We start from the raw sequence: 22,326 nt of genomic DNA, 5'->3' as shown, positions 1-22,326 counted from the left end.
CTCAGCCGCAGCTGGGCAGGTTCTTTTCCTGACGTTTGGCTTCCCCCCAAAGGGCGTCCAGTTCGTCAAGGTTACACGATTCGATGGGGCGACCGCTGTCGCGCAATGCCTGTTCGATAAAGCGGAAACGCCGTTCGAACTTGCGGTTGGCGCGACGCAGCGCATTTTCCGGGTCTTGCTTGAGATGGCGGGCCAAGTTGACGGCGGCGAACAGCAGGTCGCCGACTTCGTCCTCGAGTGCTTCGGCATCACCGTCGGCCATAGCCTGCAGCACTTCGTCGAGCTCCTCGCGAACCTTGTCCAGCACCGGCAATGCGTCTGGCCAGTCGAAACCGACTGTGGCGGCACGCTTTTGCAGTTTGGCCGCCCGCGACAGGGCAGGAAGTGCAGCCGGCACATCATCGAGCAGCGACAGCTGTTCGGGCTCGCTTTTCTCGGCACGCTCCTGGGCCTTGATTTCTTCCCAGCGTGACTTGACCTGGGCCTCGCTAAGACTGGGCGTATCCAGCGGTGCGTACAACTCGCCGGTGGGGAATACATGAGGGTGGCGGCGGATCAGCTTGCGGGTAATGGCATCGACCACACCGTCGAACTCGAAACGCCCCTCCTCCCGGGCCAGCTGGCTGTAGTAGACCACCTGGAACAGCAGATCACCCAGCTCACCCTGCAAGTGCTCGAAATCCCCGCGCTCGATGGTGTCGGCAACTTCGTAGGCCTCTTCGATGGTGTGTGCCACGATGCTGGCGTAGTTCTGCTTGAGGTCCCACGGGCAACCGTACTGCGGGTCGCGCAGCCGGGCCATGAGGTGCAGCAGGTCTTCGAGGGAATAGGTCATGTAAGCAGGTCCTTCGGCGGTGACTTCGTCGCGGGCGAGCCCACAAAGAAGCCACCGCAGTTTCAAGGGGTACGATTACGCCGCGTCTCGATGATGTTCGGCAACTGCGAAATCCTGCCCAACAGACGCCCCAGCGCATCCAGGCCCGGAATCTCGATGGTCAGCGACATCAACGCGGTGTTGTCTTCCTTGTTCGAGCGGGTGTTGACTGCCAGCACATTGATTTTCTCGTTGAGCAGCACCTGCGACACGTCACGCAGCAAACCTGGGCGGTCGTAGGCACGGATAACGATATCGACCGGGTAGGTCTGCACCGGTATCGGCCCCCAGCTGACCTGAATCATCCGCTCCGGCTCACGCCCAGCCAGCTGCAGCACCGAGGCACAGTCCTGGCGGTGAATGCTCACGCCGCGGCCCTGAGTGATGTAGCCGACGATGGCGTCGCCCGGTAGCGGCTGGCAGCAGCCGGCCATCTGTGTGAGCAGGTTACCGACGCCCTGGATCTGAATGTCGCCACGCTTGCCATTGCGCGGGCCGGTAGGCTTGCGCGGTACCAGCTCGATCTGCTCTATACGCTCGGGTTCGAGCAACTGCTGGGCAGCGTTGACCAAGTGCGCCAGGCGCAGGTCACCGGCACCGAGCGAGGCGAACATGTCCTCGGCGGTCTTGACGTTGGTCTTCTCGGCCAGGCGTTCGAAGTCTACCTGCGGCAGGCCCAGGCGGCTGAGTTCGCGCTCGAGCAGGGTCTTGCCGGCGGCGACGTTCTGATCGCGCGCCTGCAGCTTGAACCAGTGGACGATCTTGGCCCGGGCCCGTGACGTGGTGACATATCCCAGGTTGGAGTTCAGCCAGTCCCGGCTGGGGTTGCCGTGCTTGCTGGTGATGATCTCCACCTGCTCGCCGGTCTGCAGGCTGTAGTTGAGCGGCACGATGCGCCCATTGATTTTGGCGCCACGGCAGTTGTGGCCGATCTCGGTGTGCACGCGGTAGGCGAAGTCCAGCGGCGTGGCCCCCTTGGGCAGGTCGATGGCATGGCCGTCGGGGGTGAATACGTAGACCCGGTCCGGTTCGATATCGACCCGCAACTGCTCGGCCAGGCCACCGATGTCGCCCAGCTCCTCGTGCCATTCGAGCACCTGGCGCAGCCAGGAGATCTTTTCTTCGTAGTGATTGGAGCTGGGCTTGACGTCGGTGCCCTTATAGCGCCAGTGGGCGCAGACGCCAAGTTCGGCCTCTTCGTGCATGCCGTGGGTACGGATCTGCACTTCCAGTACCTTACCCTCGGGGCCGATCACGGCGGTGTGAAGCGAACGGTAGCCGTTCTCCTTGGGGTTGGCGATGTAGTCGTCGAACTCTTTGGGAATGTGCCGCCACAGGGTATGGACGATACCCAGCGCGGTATAACAGTCGCGCACTTCCGGTACCAGCACGCGCACCGCACGCACGTCGTAGATCTGGCTGAACTCCAGGCCTTTGCGCTGCATCTTGCGCCAGATCGAATAAATGTGTTTCGCCCGCCCGCTGATGTCGGCGTTGACCCCGGTGGCAAGCAGCTCGTTCTGCAGCTGGTTCATCACGTCACTGATGAAGCGCTCACGGTCCAGCCGGCGCTCGTGCAAAAGCTTGGCGATCTGCTTGTACTGATCGGGCTCCAGGTAGCGGAAGGACAGGTCTTCCAGCTCCCACTTGATGTGGCCGATGCCCAGACGATGGGCCAGCGGTGCATAGATGTCGAACACCTCACGCGCCACCCGCAGGCGTTTCTCGTCATCGGCGGACTTCACCGCACGGATCGCGCAGGTCCGCTCGGCAAGCTTGATCAGCGCCACGCGCACATCGTCGACCATCGCCACCAGCATCTTGCGCAGGTTCTCGACCTGCGCCTGCGAGCCCAGCACCAGCGACTGGCGGGGGCTGAGGCTGGCACTGATGGCAGCCATGCGCAGCACGCCGTCGATCAGCTTGGACACCACCGGGCCGAAACGCTGCCCGACCTCGGCCAGAGTCACCTTACCCTCACGCACGGAGCGGTAGATCACCGCCGCCACCAGCGAATCCTGATCGAGCTTGAGGTCGGCAAGGATTTCGGCGATTTCCAGGCCTGCCTGGAAACTGGAGGTACCATCGGCCCAGGAATGCTTGGCCGGGTTGCCCTTTTTCTCGATTTCCTGGGCGAACTCGCAGGCCTCTTCGAGTGCCACGCGATCCAATGCCGAATCGACGCTCACCACATGATCCAGCCATGCTTCGAGATTGATACTGCCGTCCGTATTGACCGGCTGGTGCACTCTCACCTGTACCATCTTTGTTTTACCTTTCCATACAGCGCGCCAATCGGAGCGCTGGCTATCACCGTGTGGCTCCCAGTCCATGGAAACCGCACCAAGGGGCCAGGTTTGCTAGCCCGCTTCGAATAACGCCATGGCCTCGACATGCGCCGTCTGAGGAAACATGTCGAGAATCCCGGCCCTTTTTAACCGGTACCCTTGGCCAACCAGTACCTGGGCGTCTCGCGCCAGCGTGGCCGGGTTGCATGATACATAAACCAGCCGCTTGGCCTTGAGGCGTGCGATGCCTTGCACCACCTCGAAAGCACCGTCGCGCGGTGGATCCAAGAGTACCGCAGAAAAGCCCTCGGCGGCCCATCCGGCGCCTGCCAAAGGCTGCGATAAATCGGCCTGAAAAAACCGTGCGTTATGCACATTGTTGTTTCTGGCATTGGCCGCAGCACGATCAACCATCGCCTGCACTCCTTCGACCGCCACCACTTCCCGCGCTTGGCGGGCCAGCGGCAGGGCGAAATTGCCCAGGCCACAGAACAGGTCGAGCACTCGCTCATCGGCCTGCGGAGCGAGCCAGGCCAGAGCCTGCTCGATCATTGCGGTGTTGACCTGGGCGTTGACCTGAACGAAATCGCCCGGGCGCCAGGCCAGCTCCAACTGCCAAGGCTGCAAGGTGAAGCCCAGCTTCGTGCCAGCATCCACCGGCGCCGGTTCACCTTCACCCTGCAGCCACAGCTGCGCCTTGGCCTCGTTGCAGAATGCCTGCAGACGCGCCAGGTCATCGGCCGGCAACGGTGCCACGTGGCGTACCAGTAGCGCTTCGGCCGTGCCGCTGAACAGCTCGACGTGGCCGATGGCCTGGGGCTTGCCCAACGAACGCAGCACGGTAGGCAGATGCCGCAGAATCGACTGCAAAGGCTGTACCAGCACGGCGCAGTCGTCGATGGCGACGATGTCCTGGCTGGCCTCGGCACGGAACCCTACCTCCAGCTGACGCGCTTTCACATCCCAGCGCACGGCTACACGTGCCCGACGCCGATAGCCGAATTCCGGCCCGCTCAATGGCGCCGCCCATTCTTGCGGTTGCACACCGGCAACCCGTTGCAGCTGTTCGGCCAGGGTACGTTGCTTGAGCGCCAGCTGCGCCTCATGCGGCAGGTGCTGCAAGTTGCAACCACCACAACGTTCGTAATGGCGGCACGGCGCCTGGCGGCGCTCGGGGCTGGCCTGCAGCACACGCTCCAGGCGAGCCTCGACTACCTTGCCACGGGCATTGAGCACCCGCGCCTCCACCGCCTCACCGGCCAGGGCGCCGCTGACGAACCAGGTGCGCCCGTCGTGGAAAGCGATGCCGCGGCCGTCACCGGCCAGGCGCTCGATCTCCAGGCGCTGCTTTTTGCCCACGGGGACCTGGGGCGTGCGGTTACCGCCGGCCGGCTGAAAGCGCAGGCCGCTGTTACTTTTCTTTCTGGACATTTAGCTCGGGTCGAACAGGCCGGTGGACAGGTAACGGTCGCCACGGTCGCAAATGATCGCGACCATTACCGCGTTTTCCACTTCACGGGACAGGCGCAGCATGGCTGCCACCGCACCACCGGAAGACACGCCGCAGAAAATGCCCTCTTCACGGGCAAGGCGACGCATGGTGTCCTCAGCTTCGTGTTGGGACATATCCATGACGCGGTCAACGCGGGTGGCATCGAAGATTTTCGGAAGGTACTGCTCGGGCCAGCGGCGAATGCCCGGAATGGCCGAGCCTTCCATCGGTTGCAGGCCAACGATCTGCACCGCCGGGTTCTGCTCCTTGAGGTACTGCGAGCAGCCCATGATGGTGCCGGTGGTGCCCATGGAACTGACGAAATGGGTAATGGTGCCTTGGGTCTGCTGCCAGATTTCCGGGCCGGTGCTGTTGTAGTGGGCAATCGGGTTGTCGCCGTTGGCGAACTGGTCCAGAACCAGGCCGCGCCCTTCGGCCTGCAGCCTCTCGGCCAGGTCGCGGGCGCCTTCCATCCCCTCTTCCTTCGTCACAAGGATCAACTCGGCACCGTAGGCAGTCATCGCTGCCTTGCGCTCTGCGGTGGAGTTGTCGGGCATGATCAGGATCATCTTGTAGCCCTTGATCGCTGCCGCCATGGCCAGGGCAATACCGGTATTGCCGGAGGTGGCTTCGATCAAGGTGTCGCCGGGCTTGATCTGACCGCGCAGCTCGGCACGGGCGATCATCGACAGGGCCGGGCGGTCCTTCACGGAGCCTGCTGGATTGTTACCTTCGAGCTTGAGCAGGAGGGTATTGCTGGTTTCTCCAGCGATGCGCTGCAGGCGAACCAGGGGCGTATTGCCGACGCAATCGGCGATGGTTGGGTACTGCAAGGTCATGGCGTATTTCACAATCCGGACGGCAGGGGCGCCTATCATACCGGCAAACCCTTCGCGGCCATATCACGCAATCTGTGGTGGGTATAGCTACAAGCTATAAGCGGCAAGCTTCAAGCAGTAGGTAGCGCCTGTGGCTGCGGGGTTTCCCGCGAGGGAGCGGGCAGATGTAGCGGCAAGCGCATGCAGAGCTTCAACCCGCGTTTGCCGTTCTCTGCCCACAGGGTTCCACCCTGGCGCTGGATCGCACTGCGGGCGATGCTCAGGCCCAGGCCGAAACCGCCGTCACCGGGGCGCGAGCCATCTAGCCGGGTGAAGGGGGCAAATATTCGCTCCAGATCATCGTTAGCCACGCCACCGCCTTGATCTTCCAGCCACAGGCGCCAATAGCCACCTTCACGCTGCCCGGCCAAGTGCACCAAGCCGTTTTCCGGGGAATGCCGGATGGCATTGCGCAGCATGTTTTCCAGCGCCTGGGCCAGATGATTCAGATTGCCCTGCACCCAGCAGTCGACTGGCAGCTCGCAGCGCAAGCGCTCGGGCGACCAGCCGCTTTCGTAACTGGCATCCTCCGCCAGCAGGTCCCACAGCGCCTGCACCTGGATCGGCTCAAGGTTCATCGGCGCACGCTCGGCATCCTGCCAGGCAAGCTGCAAGGTGTCCTCGACCAACTGCTGCATGCAGTCCACCTCGCGCCCAAGCCGCTCGCGCAGGCGCTGCAGGTCGGTTTCACCGTCGCAGGCCACGCGCAACCGGCTCAACGGTGTGCGCATTTCATGGGACAAGTCCCGCAGCAACTGCTGTTGCATCGCCACCGTGCCCTGCAGCCGCTCGGCCATCTGGTCGAAGGCCCGGGCCAACTCGCCCAGTTCGTCATGCCGGGCGATGGTGCGCGAATCCAGCCGTGCCGAGAGCTGGTCGGCACGCCAGGCATTGGCCTGCTCGCGCAACTGGTTGAGCGGCACGATCAGCATGCGGTACAGGCCGACGCACAGCAGCAAGGTGAACAAACCTGGAATGACACCGTTGGTCAACACCCGCCACAGCACCCGGTACTGGCCAGGGTTGAAACGCTCGGGCAACTCCATCACCAGCATGCCCTGCTCCGGCGCCCCCGGGAACGGTATGCGCAACCAGGGCTGGTCGATACTGCGCCGGCTCATGGGCCAGTCGACACCGCGCAGGCGCGTGAGGCGGTGCATGACATCGGGGCCGAGCGTGGCGCTGGCCAGGGGCTGCAGATTGATGTCGAGCACGCCTATCCAGCCACGCTCACGCCGGTGCATGGCCGCAACCCACTGGTCCAGGCCGGTGCGGCCACCACTGCGCCAGGCCGCTTCGGCCTCGCCGGCATAGTTGCGCAGCACTTGCCGGGCAGGCTCATCGAGAAAGGCATTCTGGGTTTCCATATGGCGGCCCCAGGTGTAACTCAGGCCGATCATCAGCAGGCAGAAGCCCACCAGCAGGATGGCCAGCTTCCAGAACAGCGAGTGACGGTCCAGCATGGCTTACTCTGCCTCGCCGGCGCTGAGCACGTAACCCTTGCCCCACACGGTGCGGATCTGCCGGTCCAGGTAGCCGATGCCCTTGAGCTTGCGGCGGATCTGGCTGACATGCATGTCCAGGCTGCGGTCATGCCGCGAATAGCCGCGTTGCAGCACCTGCTGGTAGAGAAAAGGCTTGCTCAGCACCTCGTCGACGTTACGGTTGAGGATATCGAACAGGCGATATTCGCTAGGGGTAAGGCCTGCCTGGCGGCCGCCGAAGCTGACATCGCAAAGGGTCTCGTCGAACCGCAGCTCGCCACAGGCAACACCCAAGGGCGGCTGATGGCGACGCTCAAGGGCGACACGGCGCAGGATGGCCTCGATGCGCACCTGCAGCTCGACTATGCTGAAAGGCTTGGGCAGGTAATCGTCGGCACCGAGCTGGAAGCCATTGATACGGTCCGCCTCGGCGCCCAGCGCCGACATCAGGATAACCGGCGTGGCGCTGCGTCGACGCAACTGGGCCAAGGCATCCAGGCCGTTGAGCCCAGGCAGCAGAATATCCATCAGGACCACGTCGAAGGCTTGGCGACCAGCGGTTTCCAAACCTTCCGCGCCGTTGCGGCACCAGGTCACCTGAAAGCCGCCTCGCTGCAGTTCTTCGTGCAGATAGGCACCCAGCACCGGATCATCCTCGATGGCGAGGATGCTGGAAGCATTAATAGTTACGGGATTCATTGGCAACTGCCACATATTCTCAATTACGCGATTATTGAGCATGCGTACGCCATAGGCAACTGCCCTGCGATCAGCGCCAGCGACCTGGCTGAAAACAGCTATATAAAGGGTGCATTAGGCAGGCAGGCGGAGTAACTTTCCGCTTTGGTCCGTTACCCCGGTAACGGCGTCCAGGCACATCACAGGAGGCGAGTGTGCTCGATCGTTTGGGAATCAGAAGCCGGGTACTGCTGCTGGCACTGCTGCCTGCCAGCTTGATGGCTCTGGTGCTGGGCAGCTATTTCACGTGGCTGCAGCAAGACCAGTTGCGCACTCAACTGCTGCAACGCGGCAAGATGATTGCCGAACAACTGGCACCCCTGGCAGCGCCCGCCATGGCCCGGCAGACGCCTGCGCAACTGGAGCGGATCGCTGCGCAAACGCTGGAGCAGGCCGATGTTCGCGCAGTGGCCTTCCTCGCTCCGGACCGCTCCCGCCTGGCCCACGCCGGCCCCAGCATGATCAACCAGGCGCCCAGCGGCGGCACGGGTACTCAACTGCTGGAACGCAGCGGCAACGATGCCACCCGCTACCTGATGCCGGTGTTCGGCCACCACCGCGACCTGGCCACCGAGGCCGTCCCGGCGGAAGCCGAGCGCCTGCTAGGTTGGGTCGAGATCGAGCTGTCGCACGATGGCATGCTGCTGCGCGGCTACCGCAACCTGTTCACCAGCATGCTGCTGATACTCGCTTGCCTGGTGCTCAGCGGCCTGTTGGCGATGCGCATGAGCCGCACCATCAATGACCCGATCGCGCGCATCAAGCATGCAGTCAACCAGCTCAAGGACGGCCACCTCGAAGAACGTCTTCCCGCCATGGGCAGCCACGAGCTGGACGAACTGGCCCGGGGCATCAACCGCATGGCAGAAACCCTGCACAGCGCCCATGAAGAACTACAGCACAGCATCGATCAGGCCACCGAGGATGTACGCCAGAACCTGGAAACCATCGAGATCCAGAACATCGAGCTGGACATGGCGCGCAAGGAGGCCCTGGAGGCGAGCCGCATCAAATCGGAATTCCTGGCCAACATGAGCCATGAGATCCGCACTCCGCTCAACGGTATCCTCGGCTTCACCCACCTGCTGCAGAAAAGCGAGCTGACCCCGCGCCAGCTGGACTATCTGAGCACCATCGAAAAATCGGCCGACAACCTGCTGGGGATCATCAACGAGATCCTCGACTTTTCCAAGATCGAGGCCGGCAAGCTGGTGCTCGACAGCATTCCGTTCAACCTGCGCGACTTGGTCCAGGACACCCTCACCATCTTGGCGCCCGCCGCCCACGCCAAGCAGCTGGAACTGCTCAGCCTGATCTACCGCGACACCCCGTCATCGCTGGTTGGCGACCCCCTGCGGCTCAAGCAGATCCTTACCAACCTGGTGAGCAATGCCATCAAGTTCACCCGCGAGGGCACCATCGTCGTGCGGGCGATGCTCGAGGACGAGCAACAAGACAACGCGCAATTGCGTATCAGCGTGCAGGACACCGGCATTGGCCTGTCGCCTCAAGATGTGCGCACGTTGTTCCAGGCGTTCAGCCAGGCCGACAATTCGCTGGCCCGCCAGCCGGGCGGCACCGGCCTGGGGCTGGTGATCTCCAAGCGCCTGATCGAGCAGATGGGCGGCGAGATCGGGGTCGATAGCACACCGGGCGAGGGTTCGCAGTTCTGGATCAGCCTGAGCCTGCCCAAGGCCCACGACGACAGCGAGGCGCAGTCGTCGCAGCCGCTGCTGGGGCGTCGTGCGGCGATCGTCGACGGGCATGACCTGGCACGCCAGGCTCTGGAGCACCAGTTGCAGGATTGCGGCCTGAGCGTGAGCCTGTTCGCCTCATATGAGCAACTGCTACAGGGTGTACAGGCGGGCTTCCAGGCCGGCATGCCCTTCGAGTTCGCGGTGTTGGGTGCCAACCTGGGCAATCTCACGCCCGAACAGCTGGGCCAATACCACCAGCAGCTGGAGCGTTACCACTGCCATTGCGTGGTTCTTTGCCCGACTACCGAGCAGGCGCTGTACCACCCTCACCTGCCTAATGGACACGGCCAACTGCTGTCCAAGCCGACCTGCACGCGCAAGCTGCGCCGCCTGCTGCTGGAGCTGCTGCAACCGCGCCGTACGCGGGGCGAACTGGCCCCGCCAACGCGCGGCCAGCGCCAGCCGAAAATCCTCTGCGTCGACGACAATGCGGCCAACCTGCTGCTGGTACAGACCCTGCTGGAAGACCTCGGCGCCGATGTGCTGGCGCTCGACAACGGCCATGCTGCGGTGCGGGCGGTACAGAGCGAACACTTCGACCTGGTGCTGATGGACGTGCAGATGCCAGGCATGGATGGCCGTGCCTGCACCGAGCAGATCCGCTTGTGGGAAAACACCCAGAGCGGCAGCCCTCTGCCGATCGTCGCCCTTACCGCTCACGCCATGGCCAACGAGAAACGTGCACTGCTGCACAGCGGCATGGACGACTACCTGACCAAACCGATCAGCGAGCGCCAGCTGGCCCAGGTGGTGATGAAATGGACCGGCCTGAGCCTGGGTGTCGGGCCACTGGAGCGCCTGGAGGAACAACAGGCCGAGGGCCAGGATCTACCGGTGCTCGACCCTGAGGAAGGCTTGCGCCTGGCGGCAGGCAAGCCGGATCTGGCGGCAGACATGCTGACCATGTTGCTGGCGTCGCTAGCGTCGGACCGTGAAGCCATTCGTGCTGCACGGGAGGCGCAGGACCACGGCGTACTGATCGAGCAGGTGCATCGGCTCAACGGTGCCTCGCGCTATTGCGGCGTGCCGCAGTTGCGTGCAGCCTGCCAGCGCAGCGAGACCTTGCTTAAACAGGAGCATCCGCAAGCGCAGCAGGCGCTCGACGAGCTGGATGGCGCAATTGTCCGGCTGGCGGAGCAGGCACGCCAGAACGCCTGACTTTCAGGGCCTCATCGCCGGCAAGCCGGCTCCCACAGGGTTCAGCAGCGCTGCGGATTGGGAGCCGGCTTGCCGGCGATGAGGCCGGTGCAGATCAACTTCCCTGTCCGCGCAGGTGGCTACAATCCCCCAACCACGATAAAGGAAGCCCGAGCATGCGCGCCCTGTTGTTCAGCAGCCAGCACTATGACCAGGAAAGCTTCACGCGGACCACTTGCGATAGCGCGCTGGAGCTGCACTTCCAGCCCGCCCGCCTGACCCTCGACACCGCAGCCCTGGCCCAAGGTTTCGAGGTGGTTTGCGCATTCATCAACGATGAGCTCGACGCCCAGGTATTGCAACGCCTTTGCGCTGGCGGGACGCGCCTGATCGCCCTGCGTTCGGCCGGCTACAACCATGTCGACCTGGCCGCCGCCAAAGCCCTGGGCCTGGCAGTGGTGCGCGTACCCGCGTATTCACCGTATGCCGTGGCCGAACATGCCGTGGCGCTGATCCTGGCCCTCAACCGGCGCCTGCACCGGGCCTACAACCGTACCCGCGAGGGCGACTTCACCCTGCATGGTCTGACCGGCTTCGACCTGCACGGCAAGACCGTCGGCGTGGTCGGTACCGGCCAGATCGGCGCCGCCTTCGCCCGGATCATGGCTGGCTTCGGTTGCCAGTTGCTGGCCTACGACCCCTACCCCAACCCTCAACTGCTGGCGCTGGGGGCGCGCTACGTTGAGCTGCCCGAACTGCTGCGTGAGGCGCGGATCATCAGCCTGCACTGCCCGCTCACCGAGCACACCCGGCACCTGATCAACCCGCAAAGCCTGGCCCAGTTGCAGCCCGGCGCCATGCTGATCAACACCGGTCGTGGAGCGCTGGTCGACACACCGGCCCTGATCGACGCCTTGAAAAGCGGCCAGCTCGGGTACCTGGGGCTGGATGTGTATGAAGAAGAAGCCCAGCTGTTCTTCGAGGACCGTTCTGACCTGCCGTTGCAGGATGATGTGCTGGCGCGGCTGCTCACGTTCCCCAACGTGATCGTCACTGCGCATCAGGCGTTCCTTACCCGCGAAGCGCTGGACGCCATTGCCGCGACCACGCTGGACAACATCAACCGCTGGGCGGCGGGTAATGCGCAGAATCTGGTCACAGGTTGATGCTAGGATACGCGGCATTTCTGGAGGACCCATGGTCGAGCACGATTTCCGCTACACACTTTTCAACCCGCAACACACTTTGATCGAGTGCCGCGCCTTGGTACCGGGCCGCTATCAGGTGACCGGTAACGGTGGCTCGATGCACAAGGGCGACACCCTGCTGGTCACCCTCAAGGGCAGCAAGGACTTGTCCATGCGCCTGACCGTAGAGAGCGTGCGCCACCTGATCAACCCGCGTGGCCAATGGGTGGCCGTGGCCAGCGGCCCGCTGTTCAACGAGCTGGAAATCCTCAACTGGCAGGCTGAGTGCGACAGCTGCGACGCCGTACTGGACTTCGAATTCGCCGTGGACGCCAAGTTGGGCAAGAAAGCCCGCCAGCCTGCTGCCAGTGCGCGCATCGCCGAGCTGGGCTGGGCCAGTCGTGGCGACAAGCACGTGTGCCCGCGTTGCCAGGAGAGCGCCGAGTGAAGAATCTGCTCACCGGCGCCCTGATTGCCACCGGCCTGCTCGGCTGCGCCGCCGAACCGTCGAAGCTGCAACTGGAACGCAGCTATGTGCTGGAGTGGATCGGTGAACGCCCGCTGATCGACTACAGCCACCTGACACTGACGCTGGCCAGCGATGGCCGCGCCTATGGCAATGCGGGCTGCAACCATTGGTTTGCACCGTACGCGCTGGACGGCGAGCACCTGAGCTTCGGCAAGGTCGGCAAGACCCGCAAGTTGTGCGCGCCGGCGTTGATGGAGCAGGAAAAGCGCTTCCTGCAGGCGCTGGAGACGGTGCAGCGCTGGGATGTTTCGCCCGTCGAGCAGATGCGCTTCTGGCCGGCCGAGGGCAAGCCGCTGCGGTTCTGGCCTGAGGAGGGCTAGCTGCAAGCTGCAAGAAAAAGCGGATCGGTGCACGGCCAGCTTGTTCTTGTAGCTTGAGGCTTGCAGCTTGCAGCTTGCAGCTTTCAAGCCCCCTTGAGCGCCTTGATCTTGGCTTGCAGCCCTTCGAGGGTCTGCTCACCCAGCAGCTGCTCACGCACCTTGCCCTTGTCATCGATGATGTAGGTCACCGGCAACGCCTCGCTGCGTGGCAGGTCATAGCGCTCGGCCGGGTCCTGCGCCAGCACGGTAAAGCCGATGCCCAAGGTATCGGCCGCCTGCTTCAACTCCTGCCCCTGCAGGCCATCGAAGTTCACCCCCACCACCTTGATGCCATCGGCCGCCCACTGCTTGGCTGCGGTGTTCAGTTCAGGCACCTCTGTACGGCACGGGCCGCACCATTCAGCCCAATAGTTGAGCACCAGCCAGTGCCCGTCGATCTGCTCTGCCTTCACCGTGTTGCCGTGCTGGTCCACGCCGTAGTCGGCACCGCAGCCACCGAGCAAAAGGCCTGCGGTGATGGCCAATACTGCTGCCAAACGCCTTGCCATGGGTCAATCCTTCTCGAAGTTTCAAGCGAATGGGTCAGTTCCTGCGGTTAGAATAGCCGCCACACCCAGCTGGATGCGACCCGACATGACTGACTTGACGCTCTATCATAACCCGCGCTGCTCGAAATCCCGCGCCGCACTGGAACTGCTCGAACAACGCGGCCTGACACCGACCATCGTGCGGTACCTCGAAACCCCGCCCGACGCTGCCACCCTCAAGGCTCTGCTTGGCAAGCTGGGCATCGGCCCGCGCCAACTGCTGCGCACCGGTGAAGACGAATACAAGGCACTCGAGCTGGCCAACCCGGCCTTGAGCGATGCGCAACTGATCGACGCCATGGCGCAGCACCCAAAGCTCATCGAGCGCCCCATCCTGGTTGCCGGTGACAAGGCGGTGATCGGCCGACCACCAGAGAAAGTGCTGGAGATCCTGCCGTGAGCGCGCCCTACATCCTGGTGCTGTATTACAGCCGACATGGCTCGACCAGCGAAATGGCCCGGCATATCGCCCGCGGCATCGAGCTGGCCGGCATGGAAGCGCGCCTGCGCACGGTGCCGGCGATTTCCACCGAGTGCGAAGCCGTGGCGCCAGACATTCCGGCCAGCGGCGCGCTGTACGCCACCCTGGACGACTTGCGCCACTGCGCAGGCCTGGTGCTGGGCAGCCCAACCCGCTTCGGCAACATGGCCGCACCGCTCAAGTACTTCCTCGATGGCACCAGCAGCCTGTGGCTGGGTGGTGAACTGGTTGGCAAGCCGGCTGGCGTGTTCACCTCCACCGCCAGCCTGCATGGCGGCCAGGAAACCACCCTGCTGTCGATGATGCTGCCCCTGATGCACCACGGCATGCTGGTAATGGGCCTGCCCTACAGCGAATCGGCGCTGCTCGAAACCCGCGGCGGCGGCACGCCTTACGGCGCCAGCCACCACGCCGGCGCAGACGGCAAACGTGAGCTGGATCAACACGAGATCACCCTTTGCCGCGCCTTGGGCCAACGCCTGGCAACCACGGCCAAGGCGCTGGAGGCCTCGCGTGGCTAAGAAGCCGAAGGTGTTGCCACAACTGGAGTGGCTGGCACCGCGCCTGCGCCTCACACGCGCCTTGAGCCTGGCGTTCTTTTTTGGCCTGATCGCATTGCTGGTGGTGAACAACCTGTGGTTCGCCAACCTGCACGGGGCGCGGGTCGAAGTGATCCTGGCGATCGAGCTTGTGCCACTGCTTTTGCTGCTGCCAGGCATGTTGCTGGGCAGCGCCCGGGCGCATGCCTGGACCTGCTTTGTGGTGAATATCTATTTCATCAAAGGGGTGCTGGCGGCGTTCGACCCGTCACGGGCAGTGTTCGGCTGGGTTGAGGTGCTGCTGAGCCTTGGGCTGTTCGTCAGCGGGCTGCTGTTCGTGCGATGGAAGTTCCAGCATGAACGGCGCATGGCAGGTGAAGGGCGTTGATTCCGGGGGCTGCTATCGCAGCCCCGGGCTTTTCAATGGTTGACGGTATGCGCCAGCATCACCGACAACTGGCACAGCGGCCGCCCGCTTTCGGCATGCCACTGGTTGAACGTCTGCTGCACCAGCGCCAGGTCGCGCTGGCTGGTCGGCTGCTTGTCGATCACCTTCTGTGCAATCAGCGCAGCGGCCATATCATCGGTGGGGATGAACGTGTCCTTGCCGACCATGCGCAAAAAGCGTGGTGCAGATAGCCCGCCCAGCTGGTTGCCATGCTTGGCCAGGTACTTCCACAACCCGACGATATCGGTCACCGGCCAATCGGCGATGAACGCACCAAAGCTGCCCTTCTCCTTCGCCACATCCAAGATCATCTGCGCATTGCGCGGCACGCTCTTGAGCTTGCCCAGGTGGCGGATGATGCGCTCGTCCTGCATCAACCGCTCCAGGTGCTCTGCGCCCATCAGTACGACCTTCTCCGGGTCGAAGCCGAAGAACACCTGCTCGAACGCCGGCCATTTGGCATCTACCAGGCTGTGCTTGAGCCCGGCGCGGAACACGCGCAAGGCCAGGGTCGACAGGTAGCGGTCGTTGCTGATGTCGCGCAGCTGCGCCGGCGTGCGCGGCTGCGGCAGGAAGGCCTCCAGGGCTTGGGCCGAGCCGAAGCGGTTCAGGCAATACTCATGCAACCACTGGTAATCGCGCATGGATCAGATGTTCAGTACATCGAGGAAACGCGGAGTGGCGCTTTCGTCGATCTTGAGGCTGGTGAAGTCGAACAGGTTGCGGTCGGCCAGCTGCGACGGGGCAACGTTCTGCAGGGCGCGGAAGATGCTCTCGGTACGGCCCGGGTGCTTGCGCTCCCACTCCACCAGCATGTCCTTGACCACCTGGCGCTGCAGGTTCTCCTGCGAACCGCACAGGTTGCAAGGGATGATGGGGAATTCCTTCATGTCCGAGTAGGCCTGGATGTCCTTTTCGCTGCAGTAGGCCAGCGGGCGGATAACCACGTTACGGCCGTCGTCGGCGCGCAGCTTGGGCGGCATGCCCTTGAGCGAGCCGTTGAAGAACATGTTGAGGAAGAAGGTCTCGACGATATCGTCGCGATGGTGCCCAAGGGCCATCTTGGTTGCGCCGATTTCGTCAGCGAAGGTGTACAGGGTACCTCGGCGCAGGCGCGAGCACAGCGAGCAGGTGGTTTTGCCCTCTGGCACCAGTTCCTTGACTACCGAGTAGGTGTCCTTCTCGACGATGTGGTACTCGACGCCCAGTTCTTTCAGGTAGGCCGGCAGCACATGCTCGGGGAAGCCCGGCTGCTTCTGGTCCATGTTCACCGCGACGATCTCGAACTTGATCGGCGCCACCTTCTGCAGGTGCAACAGAACATCGAGCATGGTGTAGCTGTCCTTGCCGCCGGACAGGCAGACCATGACCTTGTCGCCATCCTCGATCATGTTGTAGTCGGTGATAGCTTCGCCGGCGAGACGACGCAGGCGTTTTTGCAGTTTGTTCTGGTTGACCGAGAGGGTGCCCATAGCGCTTGGATCCGCGAGGTGTGACAAAAGCCGGCTATTTTACGCACAAACTACGCGCACCTGTAGGGATTCCGATAAAGACTTCAAGGGAATCAGCAGCCCTCCTTACAGCGCAATTTGCTCTAAAAAGCACAGTTTGTGCAGGGAACGGCTTCCTATACTGCGACATAAGGCCACATTACCGCTTGCATCGGTGCCCTGGCCTCGGGCCGCTTGCGCTCCATCTGGGGGGCGATTGGCAACAACGAGAGGAGTAACCGGCATGATTCATCACGTTGTGGGGCTGTTTACCCACCCCGACCAGGAATGGCGGGAGATACGCGGGGAAGACGAAAGCATAAGCCACATGTACCTGACGCACACGCTGATCCTGGCGGCGATACCCGCCGTTTCGGCATTCATTGGCACTACCCAGGTCGGCTGGGTGATCGGCGACCGGCCAGCGGTAATGTTGACGATGGAAAGCGCACTTTGGATGAGCATCATGTCCTACCTGGCGATGCTCGCCGGGGTCGCGGTAATGGGCGCTTTCATTCACTGGATGGCACGCACCTACGACGCCAACCCGTCCATGGCGCAATGCATCGCCTTTGCCACCTATACCGCCACCCCGCTGTTCCTCGGCGGCCTGGCAGCGCTTTACCCGCACCTGTGGCTGGGCATGCTGGTAGGGACCGCGGCCATTTGCTACACCGTTTACCTGCTGTACGTCGGTTTGCCGACATTCATGAACATACCGACCGATGAAGGCTTCCTGTTCTCCAGCTCGGTGCTGGCAGTGGGCCTGGTGGTACTGGTAGCGATCATGGCTGCGACCGTGATCATCTGGGGACTGGGCGTGGGGCCCGTCTATACCAACTAGCTTCGAAAACACCTAGATCCAACACTGGGGCATCAAACCGGAGGCCGCCGCAAGGCGGCTTCCGGCTGTGTGCTGACCGGTGGGCTCGGCAGCCTGCCGGTGCTTGCGGCATAATGCCCGGTCAGGAGAATTACCCCGCCATGCCCGAGCTGCTCAAACAACGCGTCGAAACCTGTTACCAGCAAGCCGAAACCTTTTTCAAGCGCCCCTTCCCGCGCCCGGAAGTCAGCTTCAAGCTGCGCGGGCAGAAGGCTGGCGTCGCCCACCTGCATGAGAACCTGCTGCGCTTCAACTTGCAGCTGTACCGCGAAAACCAGGAAGACTTTTTGCGCCAGACCGTGGCCCATGAAGTGGCGCACCTGGTGGCTCACCAACTGTTCGGGGACCGCATTCAGGCCCATGGCGAAGAGTGGCAGCTTATCATGCGCGGGGTGTATGAACTGCCGCCCAATCGCTGCCACAACTACGAAGTGCAGCGGCGGGTCGCGACCCGGTACATCTATCGCTGCCCATGCCCACAAGGTGAGTTTGCGTTTACCGCGCAGCGGCACAAGCTGGTGAGGCAGGGGCGGCGATACCTGTGCAAGCGGTGCAGGGAGACGCTGGTGTACAGCGGTGAGACTCGAGTTGAATGACAGCGAGCGCACCGATAGACCAGGCACAAAAAAGGCGACCCGAAGGTCGCCTTTCGCTTTACTGCATCAGGCTCAACGAGCCACGCCTTCAGCCACGCCCAGGTCGTCGGTCGGGCGGGTGTCAGCCAGCGGCGCACCACCGGAGGCCAGCTCCGACGCCAGCTTGTCGTTGTCCATCTCCTTGACCCACTTGGCCACCACCACGGTAGCAACAGCGTTGCCCACCAGGTTGGTCAGGGCGCGGGCTTCGGACATGAAGCGGTCGATACCCAGGATCAGCGCCAGGCCGGCAACCGGCAGATGGCCGACAGCCGACAGGGTAGCGGCGAGTACGATGAAGCCAGAACCGGTAACGCCGGCAGCACCTTTGGAAGCCACCAGCAGCACCAGCAGCAGGGTGATCTGGTGGGTGATGTCCATGGTGGTGTCGGTGGCCTGGGCGATGAACACTGCGGCCATGGTCAGGTAGATCGAGGTACCGTCCAGGTTGAACGAGTAACCGGTCGGGATCACCAGGCCAACCACCGACTTCTTGGCACCCAGGCGCTCCATCTTGGCCAGCATGCGTGGCAGCGCAGATTCCGAGGACGAGGTGCCCAGTACGATCAGCAGCTCTTCACGGATGTAGCGGATCAGCTTGAGCACGCTGAAGCCGTGCGCGCGGCAGATACCGCCCAGCACTACCAGCACGAACAGCAGGCAGGTGATGTAGAAGCAGGCCATCAGGTAGCCCAGCTGTACCAGCGAGCCAACACCGTACTGGCCGATGGTGAAGGCCATCGCACCGAAGGCACCGACCGGGGCCAGTTTCATGATCATGTTGATGATGTTGAACATGACATGGGCGAAGCGGTCGATCAGGTCCAGCAGCGGTTTGCCGTAGCTGCCCAGACGGTGCAGGGCAAAGCCGAAGATCACCGAGAACATCAGCACCTGCAGGATGTCGCCGTTGGCGAAGGCACCTACCACGGTGTTAGGGATGATGTTGAGCAGGAAACCGACGGTAGTCTGCTGCGCACCGGCGGCGGCGTAGGCGGCCACGCTGCTGGCGTTCAGAGTGCTGACGTCGATGTGCATGCCAGCGCCCGGTTTGACCACGTTGACGACGACAAGGCCGATGATCAGGGCGATGGTGGAAACGATCTCGAAATACAGAAGCGCGTAGCCGCCGGTCTTGCCGACCGACTTCATGTTCTGCATGCCGGCAATGCCGCTGACCACGGTACAGAAGATGATGGGCGCGATGACCATCTTGATCAGTTTGACGAAACCATCACCCAACGGCTTGAGGGCGACGCCGGTTTCTGGATAGAAGTGGCCGAGCAGGATGCCGATGGTGATGGCAACGATCACCTGGACATACAGAGATTTGTACAGCGGCTGACGTGTCGTCATGGCTAAATTTCCTCAAGTGTGCCTGCTTCACCCTTCCCAGGATGTCGGGGCACCTGAATCGCTAACCCTCCTGCACCCGGAGGGATTTGTCGTTGTGTTCGAGCTGCCTGGGCAGGCCTCTGCCAAGTCAGATAGCAAGGGCGATGCCAAAACGCCCATGAAGGGTGCAAAGGCCGTATTTGCTAGCGGGAAATGCCCAACGACAGGGCGAATTGCCTGAGGAAAGATGGCGGATTTCCGCCCGATGGCGGGATTTGTACAGGCACCTTGGCGGGAATCCGCCCTGCTTGTTGCGAGCGATGAGGCAGGAGCTGCCTGAACATCAATCAAGGTGAAAGGTGATCCGGAATGCCGCCCCGCCCAGCGGCGAATCACCCAGGCTCAGTTCAGCGTCATAGCTGTCGACGATATCTTTGACCACCGCAAGGCCAATCCCCTGCCCCGGATGCTGGCGGTCCAGGCGCTCGCCCCGCTCGAGAATCCGCTCACGCTGATCCGCCGGCACACCCGGCCCGTCATCTTCGATGCACAACGTCAGCCGCCCGGGAGCTTCCTGCAAGCTCACCCGCACCTGCCCCAGGCTCAGCCGGAAGGCGTTTTCCAAGAGGTTGCCCAACAACTCCAGCAGCGCGCCCTGCTCCATCGGCACTTGCGCCTGCGCCGGCACTTCAAGCAGCACCTCGACGCGCTTGTCGCGGTACACCTTGGCCAGGGTGCTGCACAGGCTGTCCAGCACCGGAAGCAACTGCACGCTGTGGCGCACCAGGCCACTCTTGCGCAGGCTGGCACGCTGCAACTGGTAGTCGATCTGCTGGCTCATGCGCTCGATCTGGCTCTGCAGCACCCGCGCCTGCTCGCGCTCGCTGACACGCTGCTGCATGCTCTCCCCCAAGCCCTGCAGCACCGCCAGCGGGGTCTTGAGGCTGTGCGCCAGGTCACCCAGCGAGTCACGGTAACGCTGGCGCTGTTCCCGCTCGCTGCGCAGCAGGCGGTTGAGCGAGCCGGTGAGGCGCAACAGCTCACGCGGGTGCTCGGCACTCAGCCCATCGCGCGCACCGGCCTCCACCTCGTCCAGCTCGCGGCTCAGCCGTCGCAACGAACGCAGGCCCCAGGTCAGGCCGGCCCAAAGCAGCACCAGCAACGCCAGCAAGGCCGCACCAAAGCCGAGGTAGAGCTTTTCTCGCAGGCCATCGAGGGTTTGCTGGTACTCACGCACCGGCTGCAGGGCAACGATGCTGTAGGCGGCGCTCTGGCCACCCAGCAGCTTTATTTCGACGTCGTAGACAAAGAATTCCTCGCCGTCATCCTGGTGCATGCGGGCGAACTCATTGCCGCGCCCATCGTAGCGCGGCTGGTAGTTGATGTGCTGGTCGGCGGTGGCCCGGGAACGCCAGACCAGCTTCCCTTCGCGGTTGAAGATGTAACCGAGCAAACCGGTATAAGGCAGGTTGTAACGCTCGTCCGGCAGCAGTGCGGGCATCTGCAGCTGGCCATGCTCGATGCGCGCCGACGAAATCAGCGTGGTCACGTCAGAAGCCAGGCGCTGCTCGATCGATTCCTGCAAGGCCAGGCTGAAGGCCTTCTGCAGGGCGGGCAGCAGCGCCAGCATGAACAGCACTGCCAGCACCGCTGCCGCGAGCATCAAGCGCACCCGCAGCGAACGAATCATCGGCAGCGCTCGGTGAACAGGTAGCCGAGCCCACGCACAGTGTCGATCGGCTTGAACCCGCGCGCACCTTCGAGCTTGCGACGCAGACGACCGACCAGCACCTCGATGACGTTGGGGTCACGCTCCTCATCGCCTGGATACAACTGTTCCATCAGGCGCTCCTTGGCCACCACCTGCTGGTGATGACGCATCAGATACTCAAGGATGCGGTATTCGTAGGCGGTCAGCGCCAGCGGCTGCTCATCCAGGGTCGCCTGCTTGCGGTTGAGGTCCAGCACCAAGGGGCCGGCGGCGATGGTCGACTGGGTGAAGCCGCTGGAGCGGCGCAGCAAGGCATTGAGGCGTGCCTCAAGCTCTTCGAACTGGAACGGCTTGACCAGGTAATCGTCGGCACCGGCGGCCAGGCCTTCGACCTTGTCCTGCCAGTTGCCGCGGGCGGTGAGAATCAGAATGGGAAAGGTCTTGGCCTGGGTACGCAGGCGGCCGATCAGCTCCAGGCCGCTCATGCCGGGCAGGCCGAGATCGATCACGGCCAGGTCGAAGTGGAATTGCTCGGCCTGGTACAGCGCTTCTTCGGCGTCAGCCACAGCCTGGACCACATGGCCGCTTTCGCCCAGGCGTGTATAGAGGTGGTGCCTTAACAGGGCTTCGTCCTCGACCACCAGCAGTTTCATGTGACGCTCCTTTCATGTATTGGCTGTACCGGCCTCATCGCCGGCAAGCCGGTTCCCACAGTGAACTCCACACACCTGAAAGCAGTGGAGACCCCGTGGAAAACGGCTTGCCGGCGATGAGGCCAGTAGAGGATAACTCGGCTCGCAGATCAGAACTTGTAGTTCGCCGACAGGTAAGTCTGAGCACTGCTGGTCAGGCGCAGGGTACCCTCTTTCGGCCCGCCGCTCGCCCCCACCTCGGTCGCTGCGTTGGTGCGCAGATAACGGTAACCCAGCTCAACCGAAGCTCGGTCGGTGATCTCCTGGATTACGCCGGCCTGCAGGCCGACTGCGTAGCCATAGTCGGTATCACGGCTGGCCCCTGGCGAGTCCTGGGTCAGCTTGGTCATGCCCAGGCTGCCACCACCGAACAGTTTGGTGGTATCGCCTACCGGCAGGAACAGGTCGTAGCTGCCCAGCAGGTTCTCCTGGCGCAGCTTCAGGCCGCTGTGGTCGCCCGAGACATTGTCGTAGGTCATGTAGTAGCGACCCTGGTCGTTGATCTTGCCCAGGCGCACGCCCCAGGTGTCATCCTTGCCGATGATGCCGTCGGCGTTCAGGTGGTCGGTGTTGCGTTGCAGCAGCCCGGACTTGCGTACCTTGTCGCTGGTCTGGCCGTAGGTCAGGCTGGCGAAGTTGTCGTCGGCGGCCTGGGCGGTGGTGATGCCAGCGGCACAGACGGCCATGGCGGCCAGCAGGGTATTGAAGGTTTTCATGGCGTTATACTCCAGTTGAATGCGCTGTTTCGGTCTGGAAGCTAGAGTAAGCAGAACGCCCTGAACCGCGGCTGAACCCTGGCTGAACCTGGGCTGAACGATACGTTTGCAAAACAAGGAGTAGT

The 22,326-nt window shown here is 63.0% G+C and carries 22 protein-coding genes; 9 read left to right on the top strand and 13 right to left on the bottom strand.

The window, feature by feature from the left end:
- Position 1: 1 nt before the first annotated feature.
- The 6 genes from mazG to JET17_RS06145 all read right to left on the bottom strand — a co-directional run bounded on the left by mazG (position 2) and on the right by JET17_RS06145 (position 7,715).
- The gene (gene mazG / locus JET17_RS06170) at positions 2-835 is read right to left on the bottom strand and encodes a nucleoside triphosphate pyrophosphohydrolase (protein WP_012313133.1); all 834 of its coding nucleotides are present in this window, start codon (positions 833-835) and stop codon (positions 2-4) included.
- 62 nt (positions 836-897) lie between these two features.
- Positions 898-3,138, bottom strand: a complete 2,241-nt coding sequence (gene relA / locus JET17_RS06165; protein ID WP_012313132.1) for a GTP diphosphokinase — start codon at positions 3,136-3,138, stop codon at positions 898-900.
- A gap of 96 nt (positions 3,139-3,234) precedes the next feature.
- Positions 3,235-4,593 (bottom strand): 23S rRNA (uracil(1939)-C(5))-methyltransferase RlmD, encoded by a 1,359-nt coding sequence (rlmD, locus tag JET17_RS06160; RefSeq protein WP_012313131.1) that lies wholly within the window; start codon positions 4,591-4,593, stop codon positions 3,235-3,237.
- Positions 4,594-5,493 carry a cysteine synthase CysM gene (gene cysM, locus JET17_RS06155; RefSeq protein ID WP_042111224.1) on the bottom strand — a complete coding sequence of 300 codons (900 nt, stop codon included), beginning with the start codon at positions 5,491-5,493 and terminating at the stop codon, positions 4,594-4,596.
- Positions 5,494-5,603: 110 nt separating this feature from the next.
- Positions 5,604-6,995 (bottom strand): sensor histidine kinase, encoded by a 1,392-nt coding sequence (locus JET17_RS06150; RefSeq protein ID WP_012313129.1) that lies wholly within the window; start codon positions 6,993-6,995, stop codon positions 5,604-5,606.
- 3 nt (positions 6,996-6,998) lie between these two features.
- Positions 6,999-7,715, bottom strand: a complete 717-nt coding sequence (locus JET17_RS06145) for a response regulator transcription factor (RefSeq protein WP_042111223.1) — start codon at positions 7,713-7,715, stop codon at positions 6,999-7,001.
- A 194-nt stretch (positions 7,716-7,909) separates the two neighbouring features.
- On the opposite strand from JET17_RS06145, the gene JET17_RS06140 reads away from it, so the two are divergent.
- The 4 genes from JET17_RS06140 to JET17_RS06125 all read left to right on the top strand — a co-directional run bounded on the left by JET17_RS06140 (position 7,910) and on the right by JET17_RS06125 (position 12,684).
- Positions 7,910-10,669: a response regulator gene (locus JET17_RS06140; RefSeq protein WP_012313127.1), complete on the top strand. Its 2,760-nt coding sequence runs from the start codon at positions 7,910-7,912 to the stop codon at positions 10,667-10,669.
- A 155-nt stretch (positions 10,670-10,824) separates the two neighbouring features.
- A complete protein-coding gene (locus JET17_RS06135; protein WP_012313126.1) occupies positions 10,825-11,814 on the top strand; it encodes a 2-hydroxyacid dehydrogenase in 990 nt (329 codons plus the stop codon).
- A 31-nt stretch (positions 11,815-11,845) separates the two neighbouring features.
- The gene (locus JET17_RS06130) at positions 11,846-12,283 is read left to right on the top strand and encodes a hypothetical protein (protein WP_012313125.1); all 438 of its coding nucleotides are present in this window, start codon (positions 11,846-11,848) and stop codon (positions 12,281-12,283) included.
- Positions 12,280-12,684: an META domain-containing protein gene (locus tag JET17_RS06125; protein WP_012313124.1), complete on the top strand. Its 405-nt coding sequence runs from the start codon at positions 12,280-12,282 to the stop codon at positions 12,682-12,684. Before JET17_RS06130 ends, JET17_RS06125 begins: the two co-directional genes overlap by 4 nt.
- Positions 12,685-12,767: 83 nt before the next feature.
- Here the strand turns inward: JET17_RS06125 and JET17_RS06120 are convergent, their stop codons facing one another.
- Positions 12,768-13,232, bottom strand: a complete 465-nt coding sequence (locus tag JET17_RS06120) for a TlpA disulfide reductase family protein (RefSeq protein ID WP_012313123.1) — start codon at positions 13,230-13,232, stop codon at positions 12,768-12,770.
- A gap of 85 nt (positions 13,233-13,317) precedes the next feature.
- On the opposite strand from JET17_RS06120, the gene arsC reads away from it, so the two are divergent.
- Genes arsC through JET17_RS06105 form a run of 3 tightly spaced genes read left to right on the top strand, consistent with a single transcriptional unit; the run spans position 13,318 to position 14,679 of the window.
- Positions 13,318-13,671 (top strand): arsenate reductase (glutaredoxin), encoded by a 354-nt coding sequence (gene arsC / locus JET17_RS06115; RefSeq protein WP_012313122.1) that lies wholly within the window; start codon positions 13,318-13,320, stop codon positions 13,669-13,671.
- Entirely contained in the window at positions 13,668-14,273 is a 606-nt protein-coding gene (wrbA, locus tag JET17_RS06110; RefSeq protein WP_012313121.1) for an NAD(P)H:quinone oxidoreductase, read from the top strand. The genes arsC and wrbA overlap by 4 nt, the downstream gene beginning before the upstream one ends.
- The gene (locus JET17_RS06105) at positions 14,266-14,679 is read left to right on the top strand and encodes a DUF2069 domain-containing protein (RefSeq protein WP_012313120.1); all 414 of its coding nucleotides are present in this window, start codon (positions 14,266-14,268) and stop codon (positions 14,677-14,679) included. Before wrbA ends, JET17_RS06105 begins: the two co-directional genes overlap by 8 nt.
- Before the next feature lie 32 nt (positions 14,680-14,711).
- Here JET17_RS06105 and JET17_RS06100 read toward each other — a convergent pair whose 3' ends face one another.
- Together JET17_RS06100 and ttcA are read right to left on the bottom strand one after the other, a co-directional pair.
- Positions 14,712-15,383 (bottom strand): DNA-3-methyladenine glycosylase I, encoded by a 672-nt coding sequence (locus JET17_RS06100; protein WP_012313119.1) that lies wholly within the window; start codon positions 15,381-15,383, stop codon positions 14,712-14,714.
- A gap of 3 nt (positions 15,384-15,386) precedes the next feature.
- Positions 15,387-16,211 (bottom strand): tRNA 2-thiocytidine(32) synthetase TtcA, encoded by an 825-nt coding sequence (gene ttcA, locus JET17_RS06095; RefSeq protein WP_012313118.1) that lies wholly within the window; start codon positions 16,209-16,211, stop codon positions 15,387-15,389.
- A 262-nt stretch (positions 16,212-16,473) separates the two neighbouring features.
- Between ttcA and JET17_RS06090 the strand changes: the two genes are divergently transcribed.
- Positions 16,474-17,073 carry a Yip1 family protein gene (locus JET17_RS06090; RefSeq protein ID WP_012313117.1) on the top strand — a complete coding sequence of 200 codons (600 nt, stop codon included), beginning with the start codon at positions 16,474-16,476 and terminating at the stop codon, positions 17,071-17,073.
- A 140-nt stretch (positions 17,074-17,213) separates the two neighbouring features.
- On the top strand, positions 17,214-17,708 hold the full coding sequence (locus tag JET17_RS06085; RefSeq protein ID WP_012313116.1) for a SprT family zinc-dependent metalloprotease: 495 nt from the start codon (positions 17,214-17,216) through the stop codon (positions 17,706-17,708).
- 72 nt (positions 17,709-17,780) lie between these two features.
- Here JET17_RS06085 and JET17_RS06080 read toward each other — a convergent pair whose 3' ends face one another.
- The 4 genes from JET17_RS06080 to JET17_RS06065 all read right to left on the bottom strand — a co-directional run bounded on the left by JET17_RS06080 (position 17,781) and on the right by JET17_RS06065 (position 22,201).
- Positions 17,781-19,103, bottom strand: a complete 1,323-nt coding sequence (locus JET17_RS06080) for a dicarboxylate/amino acid:cation symporter (RefSeq protein ID WP_012313115.1) — start codon at positions 19,101-19,103, stop codon at positions 17,781-17,783.
- Between the two features lie 322 nt (positions 19,104-19,425).
- The gene (locus tag JET17_RS06075) at positions 19,426-20,772 is read right to left on the bottom strand and encodes an ATP-binding protein (RefSeq protein ID WP_012313114.1); all 1,347 of its coding nucleotides are present in this window, start codon (positions 20,770-20,772) and stop codon (positions 19,426-19,428) included.
- The gene (locus tag JET17_RS06070) at positions 20,769-21,446 is read right to left on the bottom strand and encodes a response regulator (RefSeq protein WP_012313113.1); all 678 of its coding nucleotides are present in this window, start codon (positions 21,444-21,446) and stop codon (positions 20,769-20,771) included. Before JET17_RS06070 ends, JET17_RS06075 begins: the two co-directional genes overlap by 4 nt.
- A 149-nt stretch (positions 21,447-21,595) precedes the next feature.
- On the bottom strand, positions 21,596-22,201 hold the full coding sequence (locus JET17_RS06065) for an outer membrane beta-barrel protein (protein WP_012313112.1): 606 nt from the start codon (positions 22,199-22,201) through the stop codon (positions 21,596-21,598).
- Positions 22,202-22,326 lie beyond the last annotated feature (125 nt).

This window comes from Pseudomonas putida, assembly GCF_016406145.1.
GTDB lineage: Bacteria > Pseudomonadota > Gammaproteobacteria > Pseudomonadales > Pseudomonadaceae > Aquipseudomonas > Aquipseudomonas putida_E.
This window is presented reverse-complemented; position numbering and strand designations above follow the sequence as displayed.

Coding starts and splice junctions, on each gene's coding strand:
- ttcA (WP_012313118.1), bottom strand. CDS start 16,211: ATGGGCACCCTCTCGGTCAACCAGAACAAACTGCAAAAACGCCTGCGT.
- JET17_RS06120 (WP_012313123.1), bottom strand. CDS start 13,232: ATGGCAAGGCGTTTGGCAGCAGTATTGGCCATCACCGCAGGCCTTTTG.
- JET17_RS06135 (WP_012313126.1), top strand. CDS start 10,825: ATGCGCGCCCTGTTGTTCAGCAGCCAGCACTATGACCAGGAAAGCTTC.
- rlmD (WP_012313131.1), bottom strand. CDS start 4,593: ATGTCCAGAAAGAAAAGTAACAGCGGCCTGCGCTTTCAGCCGGCCGGC.
- JET17_RS06075 (WP_012313114.1), bottom strand. CDS start 20,772: ATGATTCGTTCGCTGCGGGTGCGCTTGATGCTCGCGGCAGCGGTGCTG.
- JET17_RS06145 (WP_042111223.1), bottom strand. CDS start 7,715: ATGAATCCCGTAACTATTAATGCTTCCAGCATCCTCGCCATCGAGGAT.
- JET17_RS06090 (WP_012313117.1), top strand. CDS start 16,474: ATGATTCATCACGTTGTGGGGCTGTTTACCCACCCCGACCAGGAATGG.
- relA (WP_012313132.1), bottom strand. CDS start 3,138: ATGGTACAGGTGAGAGTGCACCAGCCGGTCAATACGGACGGCAGTATC.
- arsC (WP_012313122.1), top strand. CDS start 13,318: ATGACTGACTTGACGCTCTATCATAACCCGCGCTGCTCGAAATCCCGC.
- cysM (WP_042111224.1), bottom strand. CDS start 5,493: ATGACCTTGCAGTACCCAACCATCGCCGATTGCGTCGGCAATACGCCC.
- JET17_RS06085 (WP_012313116.1), top strand. CDS start 17,214: ATGCCCGAGCTGCTCAAACAACGCGTCGAAACCTGTTACCAGCAAGCC.
- JET17_RS06100 (WP_012313119.1), bottom strand. CDS start 15,383: ATGCGCGATTACCAGTGGTTGCATGAGTATTGCCTGAACCGCTTCGGC.
- JET17_RS06080 (WP_012313115.1), bottom strand. CDS start 19,103: ATGACGACACGTCAGCCGCTGTACAAATCTCTGTATGTCCAGGTGATC.
- JET17_RS06130 (WP_012313125.1), top strand. CDS start 11,846: ATGGTCGAGCACGATTTCCGCTACACACTTTTCAACCCGCAACACACT.
- JET17_RS06065 (WP_012313112.1), bottom strand. CDS start 22,201: ATGAAAACCTTCAATACCCTGCTGGCCGCCATGGCCGTCTGTGCCGCT.
- mazG (WP_012313133.1), bottom strand. CDS start 835: ATGACCTATTCCCTCGAAGACCTGCTGCACCTCATGGCCCGGCTGCGC.
- JET17_RS06070 (WP_012313113.1), bottom strand. CDS start 21,446: ATGAAACTGCTGGTGGTCGAGGACGAAGCCCTGTTAAGGCACCACCTC.
- JET17_RS06150 (WP_012313129.1), bottom strand. CDS start 6,995: ATGCTGGACCGTCACTCGCTGTTCTGGAAGCTGGCCATCCTGCTGGTG.